The following is a 17765-nucleotide window of genomic DNA, read 5'->3' as shown; positions in this document are numbered from 1 at the left end:
TTGGCGTACGCGCGCTTTGTTTATCTTTGAGAGCTATGCAGATTTCCGCCATTCTCGACCGGGTGCCCCGGTTTCTCCGCAGCTTCTACTTTTTCACCACGGTGGGCTTCCTACTCTGGATGTTCGTTTTCGACTCCAACGACCTGCTCAAGCAGTACGACATGTACGCCAAGTGGCGGGAGCTGCAGGCCGAGAAGGAGTACTACCTGAAAAACATTGAAACGGTGAAAAAGGACCGGGCCGAGCTGCTGAGTAGTCCGGAGCTGCTGGAAAAGTTTGCCCGCGAGAAATACATCATGAAGCGTCCCGGCGAAGACGTGTTCATCCTAGTGCCCCAGGAAGCCAACTAACCGCGCCAGGCCGGGCGGCGCACCACAGCTGGGCCAGCGTGGCCCCGTATTTGACTGCTGCTGGCACATGATATTCCCTTTTCGTCTGCGGCAATCCGGATTTCGCGTTCTGACCCTGGGGCTGCTGGCCGCCCTGAGCCTGGCCCCACCCGCCGTAGCCCGGGTGCGCCTCTCGCAGGTGCAGGTGGCGCGGCAGTTTCTGCTGGCCGTGCTCCGCGCCGACTATAACCACGCCTACCAGCTGCTCGCGCCCGAGGTCAGCGCCGCCGTCACGCCGGCCCGCTTCCGGGCTGCGGCCCGGCCGCTCTACGAGAAAGGGCAGCAGTTTCAGCCCGCCATCGACCTCTACAAGCTGGGCATGCGCATTCAGGAAAACAACGATGTGCGCCACTTCTACAGCTTCATGTTCAAGAGCGATACGCTGGCCGCCAAGCCCGAGGTGCAGCTCGACGTGACCTTCCGCGACTCCACGGCCACCCGCATCCTGTCCTTTGGCCTGATTCCGGCCCCGCAGACCAAGGCTCGCCGCGCCAAGTAGAAGCTAGCCCGGAAAGGAAATCTTGCCCAGGGCCACGGCCGGCACCCGTTGCTGACCCGCCCCGATGGGCATGGGCTCGCCGGCCAGCGTTTCATTGGCCAGAATGGCAAACAACACTGCTTCCTTTGCGTCGGGGGCAATGCCGAGGGCCTCGGTGGTGGCAAACCGGCACTGGGGCAACCGGCGCTGCAGGGCTGCCATCAGCACTGGGTTGTGCATGCCGCCCCCGCTGGCGTAGGCCCAAAACGGGCGTTGGGCGCCAAATGCCCGCTCCACGGCCAGCGCCACTCCGGCCGCACTAAACTCTGTGAGCGTGGCCAGCAGATCAAGGGGGGAGAGGTGGCCGGTAGCGGTACGGGCCTGGGCCGCCCGCACGTAGTCCGGATTGAACAGCTCCGGGCCGGTGGTTTTGGGCAGTTCCTCGGCAAAGAAGGGGTGGGCCAGCAGTTGCGCCAGCAGGGCCGGGTGCACGGTGCCCTGAGCGGCCAGCGCGCCGCCTTCGTCGTATTCCTGGGTAGGATAATACATGCGCACGAAGGCATCGAGCAGGGTGTTGCCCGGCCCGGTGTCGGTGCTGAACACGTCGGGGGCGGCCAGGGAGCCGGGCAGGTAGGTGAAGTTGGCAATGCCGCCCAGATTGAGCAGAAGCCGGTCTTCCCCAGGCTGGGAAAAAATCAGGTAGTCGCCGTACACGGCTAGCGGAGCCCCCTGCCCGCCGGCGGCCACGTGCTTCTGCCGAAAGTCGCTGATGGTCAGAATGCCGGTTTGCACGGCCAGATGGTCCCCGTCACCGAGCTGCAGGGTGGCGTCGGGCCAGTCGGGCAGACCGTGCTGGTGCCTAGGGGCGTGAAAAACGGTTTGGCCGTGGCTGGCAATGGCATCCACGGCGCCGGGCTCGATGTTCCACTCCGCCAGGCAGTCGAGCACTAGGTGCCCGTGCAGCCGGCCCAGCCAGGCGTTGAGCAGCGTCAGGTGCTGGAGCTCCACTTCCCGGCGGGCAAACACGCGGCGGATTTCCTGCCGGATGGCGTCGGTATACGGCACGGTTCGGAACTGTTCGACCTGCACGCGGGTGGCCGGGCCGTGGCCCTCGCAACGGCACAAGGCCACGTCCAGGCCGTCCAGGGAGGTGCCCGACATCAGGCCGATAATGCGCCGCGAGGGCTTTTGGGCGCTGGCAACTAGCCGGGTGAGGTTGGCATTCATAAGCTAACGAGCATAAAACGGACAACACCGCCCATCGAACCCGCCGGGCGGCTGGCTTGCGGGCTAAAGCAGCAAAGAAAGCCGACTAAACAGAAACGCCCCGACTTCGGGCGGAAGTCGGGGCGTTGGGAGCAGGGCAGCTCTACTCGATTTTCTTGCCTGCCATGGCCTGCTTGATGGAAATGTTCATCACCCGCTCGGCGAACGGGCTGGTGAGTTCCTCGAGCTTGTCGACGGCACCCAGGATGGTGTCTTTGTCGCCGGTGTCGAGGGCCTCGCGCAGGGCCTGGGTCTGGGCCGCCGTCTGGGTGATTTCGTCCTCGGTCAGGTACTGGGAGTTTTTTTCCACAAACCGCTCCACCTGGTAAATCATCTGCTCGGCCACGGTGCGGGCCTCAATCACCATGCGGGCCGCCACGTCCTCGCGGGCGTGGGTGAGCGAATCCATCAGCATCTGCTCCACCTGCTCGTCGGTAAGGCCGTACTGGGGCTTAATTTCGACGGCCTGCCGGGTGTTGGAGCGCAGCTCAATGGCTTCGACCTGCAGAATGCCGTCGGCGTTGAGCAGAAAGTTCACGTCGACCTTAGGCAGCCCGGCGGGCATGGCCGGAATACCGCGCAGGTCGAACTCGGCCAGCTTACGGTTTTCCTTCACCAGGTCCCGCTCGCCTTGATACACCGAGATTTTCAGGTTCACCTGCCCGTCCACACTGGTGGTGTACTGGCGGCCGGCCTTGGTTGGAATCTTGGAGTTGCGCGGAATAATGGGGTCCATCAGCCCGCCCAGGGTTTCGATGCCTAACGTGAGCGGCGTCACGTCGAGCAGGAGTACGTCGCGGCGGTTGCCGGCCAGAATATCGGCCTGAATGGCGGCGCCCAGGGCCACGACTTCGTCGGGGTTGAGCGAGTTGTTGGCCGGCTGCTGGAAAAACTCCGATACCGAGTCGTACACCAGCGGTACCCGGGTGGAGCCGCCCACGAGCAGCACCGCATCGAGGTCTTTGGGGGTGAGGCCCGCATCGGCCAGGGCCCGTCGGCACGAGTCGATGGTACGCGCCACCAACGGCTGAATCAGCTCGTTGAACTTGGCCTTGGTCAGCGGCAGGCGGGTGCCGCCGAAGTCGGCCCCGAATTCCTCGTGCTGGCTCAGGTGCTTTTTGGCTTCCTCGGCCAGGAGGCGCAGCTCCTGCTGGGCGCTGCCGTTGTCGTACAGATAGGCGGCGAGCTGATACTCGCCGGTCCAGTGGTTGATGATGGCGCGGTCGAGGTCGTCGCCGCCGAGGTAGGTGTCGCCGTTGGTGCTCAATACCTCGAAAATGCCCTGCTGAATGCGCAGAATGCTCACGTCGAAGGTGCCGCCACCCAGGTCGTACACGGCCACGGTTTTGTGCTCGTCGGGGCTCAGGCCGATGCCGTAGGCCAGGGCCGCGGCGGTGGGCTCATTCACGATGCGCAGCACTTCGAGGCCCGCCAGGCGGCCGGCGTCGCGGGTGGCCTGGCGCTGGGAGTCGTTGAAGTAGGCCGGCACGGTAATTACGGCGCGGTTGACGGGCGTTTTCAGGGCGTGCTCAGCCCGCTGGCGCAGCTCCTTCAGAATCTCGGCGCTGAGCTCGATGGGGGAGTAAAACCGGTCGCCGACCCGGATCTTGACCAAACCCTCGGAGTTGTCGTCGATAACCTTGTAGCCCAGGTCGGTGGCGTGGCCGCCCAGGTCGTGGTAGCTTTTGCCCAGCAGGCGCTTCACCGAGTAAATCGTGTTTTGCGGGTCGGTCAGCAGGAAATCCTTGGCCTCCGTGCCCACGATAGGCTCGACGCCGCCGGCGGGAAAGTGCACCACCGAGGGCACAATGGTACCTCGGCCCAGGTCGTTGATAGCCGTCGGCTGCCGGCCTTCGGGGTGGATATAGGCCACCAGGCTGTTGGTCGTACCCAGGTCGATACCGACGATAATCTCTTCCTGCTGAATACTTCCGGTGGAAAGGTTGATTGCGACTTTAGCCATGCGAATGGAGGGCGGCGCGCGGGGCGCGCAGGTGAAAGAACGGATTGAGCTATACGAGTGGCATAACCGCTTTGGGGGGCCAAAAGTAACCAAGAATTGCCGGCCGCTCGTGGTAGGCCTTGCCGGGGCGGGCCGGATGCAAAGCCAGGCCTAAAATTTTTCTGAAAAAAGTTCAACTGCCGCGAATCCGGGAAAGGAAGATGGTCCGTATGTGGATCAGCAAGCGGCAAGCTGCTTGCGCTTTACTAAGCCCCTCCGGCCCCCGGACCGGCTTTTCTTATCCGGGGGTGCTTCCAGCCGGCCCCCGGCGCTTCTATTCCGCTTACCGCCACACTACCTGTTGCTTTCCTGCTTTTGCCACCCGAATTCTTGGGCTGGTCCGCGTGCCCTTTTTTTATCCACTTTCCCACTCATTTCATCATGAAGAAGACATTTACGCGTCCGATTCTCCATTTGTCGCTGGCGGCTACCGCCGTGGCCGGAGCCCTGGTCTGGAGCGGACAAAACACCCGTCTGGAAGCCTCCAGCCACCGGGAAGCCCCGCTTATTGCCGACGACCCGTTGGCCGACAACACCGACCTGTACGCCTTCCGCGACCCGGTCAATTCGGAGATGATCAACATCATCGCCAACTATGTTCCGCTGGAGCTGCCCCAGGGCGGACCGAACTACAACACGTTCGGGGAAAACGTGCGCTACGAGATTCACATCAAGAACTCGGCGACGAACGTGAACCAGGATGACATCACCTACCGCTTCACCTTCACCCGCACCAACGAAGACCCTACCACGTTCTTCAACATCCGTAACGCCGGCGCGGGTCCGAAGCAAAACCTGAAAACGACTTACACGATGGAGGTCAGCCGCAACGGCGGGGCTTTTACCAACGTGATAACCAACGGCGTGGTGCCCCCGACCAACATCGGGCCGCGCTCCATTTCGGGCCCGGCGGGCCTGGGAGCAGCCGACTACAACACGCTGATGACCGGCGCCATCCAGACGATTCCGGCTGGTGGCGGCACGGGCCGGGTGTTCTGCGGCCCCGTGGATGACCCGTTCTTCGCCGACCTGGGTGGCATCTTCGACCTGGGTGGTATCCGCGCCGCTGCGGCCCGCGACGGCCTGGCCCGCAAAAATACCCATACCATTGCTATGCAGCTCCCCATTGCCATTCTGCAAAAGGACGGTAAAACCGGGGCGCAGGCCGCCAACATCCTCGATTCGAACTATATCATTGGGGTGTGGGCCTCGGCCAGCCGGCCCGCCCTGCGCACCCTGAACGTGGACGGCACCCAGACCCACAGCGGCAACTACGTGCAGGTGTCGCGCATCGGCATGCCCCTGCTCAACGAGGTTATCAACCCCATTGGGGCCAAGGACCGCTGGAACGCCGTAACTCCCTACACGGAAGTGGCCGCCACGGAAGACTACCTCTCCAACCCCGAACTGGGCCTGTACATGGCCGAGGGCACGGGCTACTTCGGCGCCGCCGTTCCCGGCCTGAATGCCCTGCGGATTCAGCGCAACTCGCTCAACACGTTTGACTTTGCCAACGGCAAAGGCGGGGTATCGGCCCTGCTGAGCGCCCCGGCGGCGGCGGTGGCCGGTACGGCCTTCGCCAAAGTGGCTGATGGAGGCTACGGCGAGTATCTGCTGCGCGCGGCCAAGCCCCGCTCGGTCGACATTCTACCCATCTTCCACACCGGGGTGCCTAACCTGCCGCCCTACCAGCTGGCCACCGGCAAAACCGCCGGGCAGCCTCTGACGCCCGGCAAGCCGTTTATCAACAACTTCATGCCGCTGGTGGATAACCCCGCCGCTGCTGCCGGCGTGGGTGGTGACATGCTCCGCCTGAACATGGCCGTGCCCGCGACGCCCCGTAACTCCCCGCTGTTTAGCTCGGAAGGCCTGCTGGCCGCGGCAGTGCTGGGTCTGACCCAGGCGCCCTACAACACCAACGCCAACCTGGAATTCATTCCGAACATGGACGGCTTCCCCAACGGCCGCCGTCTGGAAGACGACGTGACCCGCATCGAGCTGCAAGCCGTAGGTGGCGTAGTGCTGGCTGCCATTGGCCTGCCCTACGAAGCCAACACGCCCGGTCTGGCCGGCAACCTGGGCTTCCGCACCGGGATTGAAGCCAACGACACGACCTTCAAATCGACCTTCCCCTACATGCAGACGCCGTGGAGCGGCACCAAGGCTCAGCGCGTGGCCCTGGCCCAGCGCACTGGCTCGGGTCTGAACATGTCGACTTCGCCGGTTGAGGTAGCCCAAAACTTCCCGAATCCCTTCACCAGCAAGACCACGTTCCACTACGAGGTAGCGGCGAAAGGTCCCGTGACGCTGGTGGTATCGGACATGATGGGTCGTAAGGTGGCCACGCTCATCAACAACAAGGAACACCGCGCCGGCGCCTATGATTTCGTCTGGAACGTGCCGACCCTGGCCGCCGGTACCTACATTGCAACCGTTAAGTCGGGCGAAACGGTGCTGCAGTCCATCAAGCTTGTGCATACCAACTAACCATAACCCGTCGGTACGGCCGCAAAGGCTTTCTTTTGGGGCCGTACCGATAGAGTGGTAGATTGATAGCCGGGCCCGGGTGAGTCCGGCTGTCTTTTTTTGGAAACGTCGGGGCCGGCGCAGGCCGGCCCCTTTTTCCCACCTTTCAGAACCAACCGCTTTGCGTAAATACCTCTACCCGATTCTGGTGCTGAGCTTTGCAACGGCCGTGGCGGCCCTGTTCTTCTTCCGCCAGCCCGAGCCCATTCCGACCCTCAAGGAACGCCACGGCGACCTGGCGCTGGGAGGGGAGTGGCTCAACACCAAAAATGCCATTGGCGGGCTGCTGGCCCAACTGCGGGCTAAGCCCGACGACAACAAAGCCAAGCTGCTGCTGGCCCAGGCCTACATGCAGGAGGGCCGCGTCACCGGCGACCATCCCTACTACGACATGGCCGCCATGCAGCTGCTCGACGGCGTGCTGCGGCAGGAGCCCGAAAACTTTGAGGCCCTGTGCTGCAAGGCTTCGCTGAGTTTGACCCAGCACCACTTTTCCGAAGGGCTGGCCGTAGCTGAGCAAGCCGTGGCTATCAATCCCAACAACGCCTTCGTGTACGGGCTGCTCTGCGATGCCAACGTGGAGCTGGGCCGCTACGCCGAAGCCGTGAAGATGGCCGACAAGATGAACCAGGTGCGCCCCGATCTGCGCTCCTACTCCCGCGTGTCGTATCTGCGCGAGATTTACGGCGACTACCCCGGCGCCATCGAAGCCATGGACATGGCCACCAAGGCCGGTTATGCCGGGCTGGAGCAAACCGAGTGGGCCCGCACCACGCTGGGCCACCTCTACGAAAGCACCGGCGACCTGCTGCAGGCCGAAAAGCAGTACCGGCAGGCTTTGCTGGAGCGGCCCTACTACGCCTACGCCCTGGCCGGGCTGGGCCGGGTGGAAAAAGCGCGTAAGAACTATCCTGCCGCCATCGACTACTTCCGCAAGGCCCGCGCCACGGTGAAAGACTACGCTTTTGCCGATGAGCTCACCGACCTCTACCGTCTCAACCACGAGCCCGATAAGGCCGCGCAAATGGCTCAGGAAGCTATTGCCATGCTCGCCTCGGATGCCAAAAATGCCGACGACAACGAGCAGATGGGCCACTACGCCGACCGGGAGCTGGCCTATGCCTACCTCAAAACCAACGAGCTGAACAAAGCCCTGGAACACGCCAAGCTTGAATACGACCGGCGGCCCGATAACATCGACGTGAACGAGACCCTGGCCTGGGTGCACTACAAGCGCGGTGAGTACCGGGATGCCGAAACCTACATCACCAAAGCTTTGCGCACCAAGTCGCAGAACCCGACGCTGCTGTGCCGGGCCGGCCTGATTGCCACCAAAAACGGCCGCGCCGCCGAGGGTCAAGCCCTGATTCGCAAGGCCCTAGCTACCAACCCGTACCTGAGCATGGACCTGGCCGACGAAGGTAAAAAGCTGCTGGCCGTTAACTAACGCGCTTTTCCCGCTGCTATGAAAGCTGTTTTCTCCTTGCTGCGCGGGCGCCACTGGGTGCCGCTGCTGCTGCTGGCCTTGCCGCAGTTGGCCGCAGCCCACGTGCTGGACGTGGATCTGAGTAAGCTTTCCCGCACCGACATCGTCTGGACCTACCTCAAGCTCGGCTACACGCACATTCTGCCCCTGGGCCTCGACCACATTCTGTTCGTGCTCAGCATCTTTTTTCTGGAACCCCGGCTCAAACCGGTGCTGTGGCAGGCCACGGCCTTTACCATTGCCCACTCCATCACGCTCGGGCTGGCCATGTACGGCTTCATCAACCCGCCGGCGGCCATTGTGGAGCCCGTCATTGCGCTGTCGATTCTGTTCGTAGCCATTGAAAACATCTTCGCCGACCGGCTCAATCCGTTCCGGGTGGCCATCGTGTTCGGCTTCGGGTTAATTCACGGCCTGGGCTTTGCCAGCGCCCTGACCTCGCTGGGGCTGCCGCGGTCCATGTTTTTCGAGTCCCTGATTTCCTTCAACGTGGGCGTGGAGCTGGGCCAGGTGTCAGTGATTCTGCTGGCCTGGCTGCTTATCGGCCGCTGGTTTGCCGACAAGCCCTGGTACAAGCGCCGCGTGGTGGTGCCGGCTTCCGTGCTCATCGGGCTGGTGGCGGCCTACTGGACGGTGGAGCGGGTTTTCTTCGCCTGATTTTTAGCGTAATCAATTCACCAATGCTGCGTTCCTGGCTCATTCTGCTGCTGCTCTGCAACTACCTGCTGGTAGTGGGCGCCGGCTTGGTGAACCGGCCCGAAGCACCCCGCTATACCGCTGCGCACCCTTACGTGCACAGCCACGCCTGCCAGCAGCAGAACTACCTGCGCCTCGACTGCTTCGGCACCTGCAACGGCGACCAGCATGCCCTGGACAAACAGCAGAAAGCGCCCACCTCGCAGCAGCTACTCACGATGAGCAAGGGCATTGATCTGCACTGCCTAACGACGCCCATTCTTATTTCCCGCCCTCGTTTCGGCCGCCTGCCCCTGGTTGCAGCCGAGTTGGTGCAGCCCTTAGCAACCGGATTCGGAACCCGGTTGGATTTCCCTCCCCGTCGGGGATAAGCCGCCGGTGAACCGCTTTGCCGTTCGCCACCCAGCGCGTTGAGAATTCCGCGCTGCTCGTCTTATCCTAAGCTACCTGCAGCTGTGCGGCTTGGTCCGCGCTGCACTTTCCCGACGTATGAACTCCTTCTTTACTGCTTTTCAGCTGCCTCGGGCTACCCCGACGCAAGCTGCCCCTATGACGCTGCCCGCCCCGGCTGCCTGGGCCACCGCATCGTCCACTGCGTATCGTACCCTGCCCCGGCAGGAGCATAAGGTTCGCCAGCTCGCTACCGTGGCCGAGCACCGCGCCCGGGTGCTGACCCAGCGCCGGACGCCGGTGCGCACTTCGGCCAAGCGTTGGTAGCCATGAGATGCTGCTCTCCTATCCGCACTGTCTGGGCGCGGCCGGCCGTTGTCCCCAACTGCTTTGAGGTTGCCCCAACGCGTTTTCAACCACTGTTGCGCTGGTTATGCGTGGTTCTGCTGACGCTCAGTTCGCTGCCGCTGCTGGCCCAGAATGCCGGCGTTATTCGTGGCGTCGTGGCTGACTCCGCTTCCGGACAACCGCTGCCGGGGGTGGGCGTGCGCCTGCTCGGGCAGCCCGGCGGCACGGCCTCCGACGCGCTGGGTAACTTCCGCTTCAGTGGGTTGCCCGCGGGCACCTACACCCTGCAGGCCACGGCCCTGGGCTACGGCACCCGCACCCAGGTCGTGCTGCTCAAAGCCGGTGAATCCCGCACTATCTCCCTGAGCCTGCCCACGGCGGCGCTGAGCCTGCGCGAAGTCACCGTGTCGCAGCCCCGGGACGTGAATCAGTCGCTGGCCGCTATTTCCCACATCGACCAGGTGTTGCGGCCCGTTAGCTCGGCCCAGGATCTGCTGCGGCTGGTGCCGGGGCTCTTTATTGCCCAGCACGCGGGCGGGGGCAAGGCCGAGCAGATTTTTCTGCGCGGCTTCGACTGCGACCACGGCACCGACTTCGCCGTGAGTATCGACGGGCTGCCGGTGAACATGGTCAGCCACGCCCACGGCCAGGGCTACGCCGACTTTCACTTCGTGATTCCGGAAACCGTGGACCAGCTGCGGGTTTATAAAGGGCCATACACGGCGCGCTTCGGGGATTTTGCCACGGCCGGGGCCGGGGAGTTTACCACCAAGACCAGCCTCGAGCACAGCCAAGTGAAGCTGGAGCTGGGCCAGTTCGATACCCGCCGGGCCCTGGTGCTGCTCGATTTGCTGGGGCACAACGACCGGCATTTGTTGAGTAAAAAGCCCGAAAGCGCTTATCTGGCGGCCGAGTACAACTTCACCAACTCCTACTTCGACCAGAAGCAGCATTTCAACCGCTTCAACGGCCTGGCCAAGTACACCGGCCAACTCTCCGAGCGCACCTCCCTAATGGTGCTGGGCTCCCACTTCACTTCCCGTTGGGATGCCAGCGGCCAGATTCCGGAGCGGGGCGTGCGTGAAGGCTTGATTTCGCGCTACGGCAGCATCGACCCCACCGAGGGCGGCAGCACGAGCCGTACCAACGCCTCGGCGGTGCTCACCACCGGCCTGCCCCACGACGCGGTGCTGCGCCAGCAGGTGTACTACTCGAAGTACGATTTCAGCCTGTACTCCAACTTCACGTTCTACCTCCAGGACCCGGTCAATGGCGACGAGATTCACCAGACCGACGACCGGCACCTGCTGGGCTATACCGCCACTTACGACCGGGACGCGCAACTCGGCGGGCGCGGCCTGCACTCGACGCTGGGCGCGGGTACCCGCAACGACTTTTCCACGCTGGGCCTGTTTCACACCGTGCGCCGCGACACGCGGCTGGGCACTATCACCAACGGCCGGCTCTACGAGCGGAACCTGAACGCCTACCTCGACGAGACGCTGAACCTCACCGAACGCCTGACGCTGAACGGCTCGGTCCGGCTCGACGTGTTCACCTTCGACTTCCGCGGGCAGCTCTACGACACCACGGCGGCCGCGCTGACCCCGCTGCGGGGCCGCAAAACCCGGGCCCGGGTGTCGCCGAAGCTCAACGCCTACTACCAGCTCACGCCCGCCGTGCAGCTGTTTGCCCGCTCCGGCTTCGGCTTCCACTCCAACGATGCCCGCGGCGTCATCCGCAGCACCCGCGCCGACAACGCCCTGCCCCGGGCCATCGGCTACGAGGTGGGCAGTACGTTCAAGCCCCGGCCGAGCCTGGTAGTGAATGCGGCGCTGTGGGCCCTGCACCTACAGGACGAGCTGGTCTACATCGGGGATGCGGGCGAGGTGGAAAGCGCCGGTCCCACCCGCCGCTTCGGCCTCGACGTGTCGGTGCGCTACCAGCTGACCAAGGCCTTGTTTGCCGACGCGGACCTGAACTACAACCACGGCCGACAGGTAGGCGCGCCCGCCGGGGCCAACTACATTCCGCTGGCGCCGAGCTTTACCAGTACCGGCGGGCTCACGCTCAAGCGCCCCGGCGGGCTGAATGCCAGCCTGCGCTACCGCTACATCGACGACCGGCCCGCCAACGACGACGGCAGTATCACGGCCCGGGGCTACTTTCTGCTCGACGCGGTGGTGAATTATACCAAATCCCGCTTTCAGGTGGGGGCCACAGTCGAGAACCTGCTCAACGTGGAGTGGAACCAGGCCCAGTTTGCCACCGAAACCCGCCTGCCCACCGAGCCGCTGGGTTCTTCCGTCGATGAGTTGCACTTCACGCCCGGTACGCCCTTTTTCCTGAAGCTCAACGCCAGCGTGTTTTTTTAAGCGCCCGCCTGGCCCATCGGCCGCAGAATTCCTGCTTTTTTCCGGTCGTTGTGGCCAGAAGGCGTACTTTAGACCAGCGCCGGAGTTACGCCGGCTACTTTGTCGATGAAATTCACTCCAGTCCGGGTAAGGGAAAACAAGCTGACCACGCTGCTGGCGCTGGCACTGCTAACCGGCTGCCAGTCGGCCGAGCCGCCCCGACAGCGGGTAGCGGCGGTGCCCGCCCAGACGCTGTGCGCGGCCGCGCCCGCCCCCGCGGCTCTTGATTCCCTAACGCCGCCCCCGCTAACTCCGGTCCCGGCCGTGCCCGCCGCCTTGCGGCAGCAGATTACGGAGTTGCGCGCGGCCCTGGGGCCAGCGGCGGCTGACCTGCGCCCAGCCGTGTGGGAGCGGGCCTGCGTGGGCTACCTCACGCTGCGGGAGCAGGGCCGGGTGCGCCGCCCGGGCGTGCTCGCCGTGGCCGATATGGAGCTACCCTCGAATCGGCGGCGGCTCTGGGTCGTGGACTTGCGGGCCGGCCGGGTGCTGCACCACAGCTACGTGGCCCACGGGCGCGGCTCGGGCAAGCTGCTGGCCCGCCGCTTTTCCAACCGCATCAAGTCGGCGTGCACGGCCCTGGGCTTCTACCGCACCCAGGACACCTACGACGGCATTCACGGCCTCTCCCGCCGCTTGCGGGGCCTCGATGCTGGGCAGAACAGCAATGCCCAGGACCGTTACATCGTGCTGCACGCCGCCGACTACGCCGGCGCGCAGTACGTGCAGCAGCACGGGCAGCTGGGCTACAGCCGGGGCTGCCCGGCGTTGCCGCCCGAGCAGTACAAAGCCATTATCGGGGCGGTGGGTGAGGGTGCCTGCCTGCTGCTGAGCGGCTCGGCGCTGGAATCTCGCTGGCTCGACGGGGCTGCCGCCGGCCGGGCCTTCGCCGCCCGGGGCTGGCGCTGAGTCGGTGCCAGGCGCCAGAACACGGGCGGGTTGTAACATTTCTTCCAGTAACATTTTAAATTGTTGCAGACAGAATTGTTACAACCCGCCGACATGAGTAGCTCATATAAAAAAAACCTCCCCGAAACCGGGGAGGCTTTTTTCTGGCAGACTATCGGTTAGCGCAGCGCCAGCTTCTGGCTGAGGCCCAGCTCGGGCACCGTCAGCTGGTAGACACCTGCGGGCAGGACTTTGGTCACGGCCAGCCGGAGCTGGTTGGCGCCGGGGTAGGTTTTCAGCGCTTGCTCGTGCACAAGGCGGCCCGTCAGGTCAAACAGGCGCAGGGATACGGTTTGCTCCCGGCTGGTTTTCAGCGTCAGCTCGATGCGGTCCGAAGCCGTGGGGTTTGGATACACGGCCAGCTCGGCTTTGTCGGCAGCAGCAGTGGCCGCGGCGGGCGGCGTGGTGGCCGTCACCTCGCGGGCCGTCATCGAGCCGCTGACCACGGTGGGCGCGGTGTAGGTGGCTTTCACAAAGGCGCGCTGGGCAGGGTTGGCCGTCGAGGCGTTCTTGGCCTTGAGCGTAATCCAGCCGGCGGTGGTGGGCGTGTAGGTGCCGGTCAGGTTGCCGGTGCCGGTCTGGGAGCTCACCAGCGTACCGGCGTTGTTATACAGCGCCACCGTGAGGCTACGGGTGGCGTCGGTCGGAAACAGGCTGTAAGTGATTGATTTGTTGGCGTCGGAGTAGATGCGGCCGGCGGTACGTAAAGCCGTGGAGGCGGCGGGCAACTGCCCACCCTGCTGCAACGAGCGGGTGTCTTTGTCGCCGAGGTCGTCGGCCAGCTCCCATTCCTGGGTCGTGCTCATGGCGGCGCGGGTGTAGTTGGTGCCGATGCCCGTGGGGGCCCACACCGAGTAACCGCGGCGCCCACCGGCGGCCGTGCCGTTGCAGGGCGGCGTGTTGATGGCCACGGTCTGGGAGCTGCTCACCGTGACGGTGGCCGTGCCGTTGGCGCCGGAGTAGTCCTTGAGCACGGTGCCCGGGGCGAAGTCCGTGCTCACGACGCTGTTTTGCCAGGTGGAGTAGTTGTCGTTGATGCCGATGATGGCCTTGGTGCTGCGCTCAATCACGAGGTGGTCGGCGGCCTGCCAGCGGACTTTGTAAGCGCCGTCCTTGAAGTGCAGGTTTTGGTGGCACCAGATCAGGTTTTCCAGGTCGCCGCGGGTGGGCAGGTCCACGGTGCTTTTGGGGCTGTGCGAATACCGCTTGCCGGTGCTGCCGATATTGAACAGGTCCTCGAAGAAAATCTGGGGCGAGCCGTCCAGGGCCAGGGCCGCGGCGTAGGTAGCCGACAGGCGCGGATCAAACGGGTCGATGTGGGGAGCCAGCTCCGAGCCCGAGTTCCAGCCGGTGTAGTCGCCGGCGGCGCTGACCTGGGGCCGGAACGTGTCGTGGTTGTTGACAAACGGCACGGTGCGGTGCACGTACTGCCCGTTGATGAGCACCACCCGGGTACCCTGCTGGTAGCCGGGCAAGGTGCCCAGGTCGAAGTTGCCGCCCCCGCTGACGATGCTGTAGAGGCCGTTGCGCAGGGAGAAGTCGAAGGTGCCGGCGCGGTTTTGCACGTTGCTCACCCAGCCGTCCATCTGCCCCGCCGAGCCCACCCATTCGCCCACGGCAAACATGGTGGCGCTGCCGCTGGCCCAGCCGGCGTTGCTTTGCAGGTTGTAGAGAAAATCTTCGGTGGCGAAGTCGGGGAAGTGCTTCACCGCGTCGAGGCGCACCCCGTCGAAGCCTTCCTGCTTTTTGTACCAGACCAGCCAGTTGCGGGCGTTGTTGCGCATGTAGTCACTGCTCTGAGCCGGGTTAAACGTGGCGTTGGAGCTTTGCCCGTAGGAGCCGGGGTAGTAGCTCACATCGGGCCCGAAATACACCGCGTTCCAGTCGCCGGAAGTGGAGTTGTTGCCCTGGTTGGGGTTGAAGTTTTCCCAGTTCTTGGAAAATCGTCCGCTGCGGGCCAGATAGTTGGCCGCCGTCTCGTCGGTGGCCGGGGTGGCGTAGCTCACGTAGCGGAAATTTTTGTACTTGCTCGTGGTGCCGTCTTCCCAGGCCGCCGGATCCTGCCCGCCCGAGCCGTTGGCTGAGCCCGCCCCGTCGTTGTGATTGAGCACCACGTCCTGCACCACCTCAATGCCGTTGGCGTGCAGAATGGCTACGGCCCGCAGCAGCTCGTCCTTGGTGCCCAGGCGCGTCCCGACAAAGCCCTTCTGGTACTTGTCGCCGAGGTCGTAGTTGTCAAACGGGGAGTAGCCGTTGCCCTGGTTGGCGTTTTTGATGGATGGTGGCAGCCAGACGGCATCCACGCCCATCGTCTTCAGGCGCGGGGCCAGGTCGGCCAGGTAGTTGGCCCAGCCATTGGGGTAATTCGTGTTCCAATAGTCCCACCAGAAGCCCTGCAGCACCACTTTCTGGGCGCGGACCGGGCTGTTGGTCATGGTCAGGAACAGGGCAAGGGCAGCCAGCAGCCAACGGCTGGGCCGGCGAGTAGAGTTTTGCATTCGTACGTGGGAATTTGGGTTGGAAAAAGGCGCGGGAAGGAAAAATTACTTGCGTAATATTTTCGGGTTGTAAGATATTTAGGAATATGATATTATTTATACAATGCCGAAATTTTTCCTTTGGCTTCCTCCGCTTAGCGCATTGAGGGAATTAATTGAATATTGATGATGTTGAATGAATTGCGGCCCGAACGAATGCATCGGAATGCCGCTGATTTGCGTATGTGCGTTTGTTGGGGCTTGCGGAGTTTGGGAGGCCTTTTTTACAACTGAAACACCTGAGTAAATGGAAAAGCCGAGTGTAACCAAGCGGAAGCGTCTTAAAATCCGGGCTCGTCGCGTGCTGACGCGCCGGGTACTGCCCTTCGTGGCCGCCTTGTTTCTCGCGACGCCCATGGCTTCGCCCGTCAGCAAGTCGCTGGCGCACGCTACGGATGTACCAGCCAAAATGCCTTCGCCCAAGGCCATGCAGGCCGCTTTCTTCGACCAGGAGCTGCACGATCTGTACCGCGACCTGAAGGTGGAGCAGCAGGGCCTCAACTACTCCGTGTTTGAGAAAGCCATGACCGGCTACCTCAACTTGGAGAAAGAAGGCAAGCTGGGCGACAAAAAACTGCTGACCGTTATTGACTTCGACCTGCCCTCGACCGAAAAGCGCCTGTGGGTGCTGGATTTGGCCAGCAAGCAGGTGGTTTTCCACACCCTGGTGGCCCACGGACACAACTCGGGCGAGAACGTGGCGACCAACTTCTCTAACGAGAACGAGTCGAACATGAGCAGTCTGGGCTTTTACGTGACCCAAAGCGAGTACAACGGCAAGCACGGCCGTTCCCTGAAGCTGCAGGGCGTCGATGAGGGCTATAACACCAACGCCATGATGCGCTCCGTGGTCATGCACGGCGCCGACTACGTGAGCGAGGAGTTTATTCGTCAGTACGGCCGCCTGGGCCGCAGCCTCGGCTGCCCGGCTTTGCCGATGGACCAGTACGCCCAGATTATCGACGCCGTCGGTAATGGCACCTGCCTGTTTTTGAATGGCAACGACGCTTCGTATTCGTCGAAATACCTCAATCAGGACGTGGCCATGAATACCCTGCTGGCCAACAACAGCTAGGCTCAGCTATTAGTGACATAAAAAAGCCCGTCTGCACGATGCAGACGGGCTTTTTTATGTACGTAGACTGCTGCGCTACAGCGTCAGGCCGAATTTGGCGCCTACGGTTTCGAGGTCTTTCACCACGGGGTCGAGCAGGGGAATGCCGTCGAGCAGGCGCACGGCGGCCATTTCCCGCTCCGGGTCGCCGGGAATCAGCACCTGCTGCCCTTCCACGGCCCGGGCGTTGCGGAAGGTACTGATCCAGTTGTCCATGTGGGCCTTGAACTCGGCGGCGGGACGGAAGGCATCGATGCGCATGGCCCCGAAGAAGTGACCCAGCCCCTGGCCCACCGGGTCGGCCGGGGGCTGCAGGAAGGCTACGAAGGGCGGCACCCAGGGCCCGTAGTTGGCTCCCGACAGCACCGCCGAGAAGATGTCCACGATGCTACCCAGGCAGTAGCCCTTGTGGGAGCCGGTGTCGCCGCCGAGCGGGAGCAGGGCCCCGCCGTTTTTGACGGCGTTGGCGTCGGTGGAGCCGGAGCCGTCAGCGTTCTGCACCCAGCCTTCGGGCACGGGCTTCTGCTTGCGCTGGGCAATTTCGAGCTTGCCGTTGGCGGCCGTGGTAGTGGCAAAGTCGGCCACGAAGTCGGGCTGGTCGCCAGCGGGAATGGCCACGGCAATGGGGTTGGTACCCAACAGCCGGTCGAGGGAGTGAGTAGGGGCCACGAGCGGGCTGGCGTTGGTCATGGCCATGCCAATCATGTCGTGGGCCAGGGCCTTCATGGCGTGGTAGCCGGCAATGCCGAAGTGGTTGGAGTTCTTCACCGATACCCAGCCTGTGCCCACCAGTCGGGCTTTTTCCAACGCAATTGCCATCGCCTTGGGGGCTACTACCAGGCCCAGGCCCCCGTCGCCGTCGACGACGGCCGTGCTGGGCGTCTCGTGCACGATGCCTACCCGAGGCGTGGCATTGATGCGGCCGGCTTCCCAGAGGCGCACGTAGCCCACAAGGCGGGCCACGCCGTGGGAGTCGATGCCGCGCAAATCAGCGGAAAGCAGTACTTCGGTGGCCAGCGTGGCATCTTCCTCGGGGCAGCCCATGCTGCGAAACACGGACTCGGTGAAGGCAAACAGGTGGTTATAGGAAAACGTGTTGGTCATAACCAGAGAAGGGAAGCAAAGAAAAAACGTTTCTGGTGGCGGTGGCGGTGGCGCGGGCGGCTAGGCGCTA

At 63.4% G+C, this 17765-nt stretch carries 14 protein-coding genes; 10 read left to right on the top strand and 4 right to left on the bottom strand.

The window, feature by feature from the left end; translation table 11 throughout:
- The first annotated feature begins 35 nt into the window (after window positions 1-35).
- Window positions 36-350: an FtsB family cell division protein gene (locus tag EWM57_RS01270; protein WP_129919317.1), complete on the top strand. Its 315-nt coding sequence runs from the start codon at window positions 36-38 to the stop codon at window positions 348-350.
- 67 nt (window positions 351-417) lie between these two features.
- Window positions 418-888: a hypothetical protein gene (locus tag EWM57_RS01265; protein WP_129919316.1), complete on the top strand. Its 471-nt coding sequence runs from the start codon at window positions 418-420 to the stop codon at window positions 886-888.
- Between the two features lie 3 nt (window positions 889-891).
- Here the strand turns inward: EWM57_RS01265 and EWM57_RS01260 are convergent, their stop codons facing one another.
- Together EWM57_RS01260 and hscA are read right to left on the bottom strand one after the other, a co-directional pair.
- On the bottom strand, window positions 892-2094 hold the full coding sequence (locus EWM57_RS01260; protein WP_129919315.1) for an anhydro-N-acetylmuramic acid kinase: 1203 nt from the start codon (window positions 2092-2094) through the stop codon (window positions 892-894).
- A gap of 142 nt (window positions 2095-2236) precedes the next feature.
- On the bottom strand, window positions 2237-4096 hold the full coding sequence (gene hscA / locus EWM57_RS01255) for a Fe-S protein assembly chaperone HscA (protein WP_129919314.1): 1860 nt from the start codon (window positions 4094-4096) through the stop codon (window positions 2237-2239).
- A 420-nt stretch (window positions 4097-4516) separates the two neighbouring features.
- Here hscA and EWM57_RS01250 point away from each other — a divergent pair, with 420 nt between their 5' ends.
- The 7 genes from EWM57_RS01250 to EWM57_RS01225 all read left to right on the top strand — a co-directional run bounded on the left by EWM57_RS01250 (window position 4517) and on the right by EWM57_RS01225 (window position 12901).
- Window positions 4517-6622: a DUF4331 family protein gene (locus EWM57_RS01250; RefSeq protein WP_129919313.1), complete on the top strand. Its 2106-nt coding sequence runs from the start codon at window positions 4517-4519 to the stop codon at window positions 6620-6622.
- A 160-nt stretch (window positions 6623-6782) separates the two neighbouring features.
- Window positions 6783-8108: a tetratricopeptide repeat protein gene (locus EWM57_RS01245; RefSeq protein WP_129919312.1), complete on the top strand. Its 1326-nt coding sequence runs from the start codon at window positions 6783-6785 to the stop codon at window positions 8106-8108.
- Window positions 8109-8126: 18 nt separating this feature from the next.
- On the top strand, window positions 8127-8804 hold the full coding sequence (locus tag EWM57_RS01240; RefSeq protein WP_242509944.1) for a HupE/UreJ family protein: 678 nt from the start codon (window positions 8127-8129) through the stop codon (window positions 8802-8804).
- Window positions 8805-8827: 23 nt separating this feature from the next.
- A complete protein-coding gene (locus tag EWM57_RS01235; RefSeq protein ID WP_129919311.1) occupies window positions 8828-9214 on the top strand; it encodes a hypothetical protein in 387 nt (128 codons plus the stop codon).
- A 178-nt stretch (window positions 9215-9392) separates the two neighbouring features.
- Window positions 9393-9560, top strand: coding sequence for a hypothetical protein (locus EWM57_RS21040; protein WP_165370373.1), 168 nt, complete (start codon window positions 9393-9395; stop codon window positions 9558-9560).
- 95 nt (window positions 9561-9655) lie between these two features.
- On the top strand, window positions 9656-11956 hold the full coding sequence (locus EWM57_RS01230; RefSeq protein WP_242509943.1) for a TonB-dependent receptor: 2301 nt from the start codon (window positions 9656-9658) through the stop codon (window positions 11954-11956).
- A gap of 105 nt (window positions 11957-12061) precedes the next feature.
- Complete coding sequence (locus tag EWM57_RS01225) at window positions 12062-12901, top strand: murein L,D-transpeptidase catalytic domain family protein (RefSeq protein ID WP_129919310.1); 840 nt, start codon at window positions 12062-12064, stop codon at window positions 12899-12901.
- A 158-nt stretch (window positions 12902-13059) separates the two neighbouring features.
- Here the strand turns inward: EWM57_RS01225 and EWM57_RS01220 are convergent, their stop codons facing one another.
- Window positions 13060-15438, bottom strand: coding sequence for an alpha-amylase family glycosyl hydrolase (locus EWM57_RS01220; protein WP_129919309.1), 2379 nt, complete (start codon window positions 15436-15438; stop codon window positions 13060-13062).
- Between the two features lie 286 nt (window positions 15439-15724).
- Here EWM57_RS01220 and EWM57_RS01215 point away from each other — a divergent pair, with 286 nt between their 5' ends.
- Complete coding sequence (locus EWM57_RS01215; protein WP_129919308.1) at window positions 15725-16552, top strand: murein L,D-transpeptidase catalytic domain family protein; 828 nt, start codon at window positions 15725-15727, stop codon at window positions 16550-16552.
- Between the two features lie 75 nt (window positions 16553-16627).
- Here EWM57_RS01215 and EWM57_RS01210 read toward each other — a convergent pair whose 3' ends face one another.
- Window positions 16628-17695, bottom strand: coding sequence for an Ldh family oxidoreductase (locus EWM57_RS01210; RefSeq protein ID WP_129919307.1), 1068 nt, complete (start codon window positions 17693-17695; stop codon window positions 16628-16630).
- Between the last annotated feature and the right edge of the window lie 70 nt (window positions 17696-17765).

The organism is Hymenobacter persicinus (assembly GCF_004167665.1).
GTDB classification, from domain to species: domain Bacteria; phylum Bacteroidota; class Bacteroidia; order Cytophagales; family Hymenobacteraceae; genus Hymenobacter; species Hymenobacter persicinus.
Note: the sequence above shows the minus strand (reverse complement) of the source record. Positions and strands in the feature narration are given on the sequence as shown.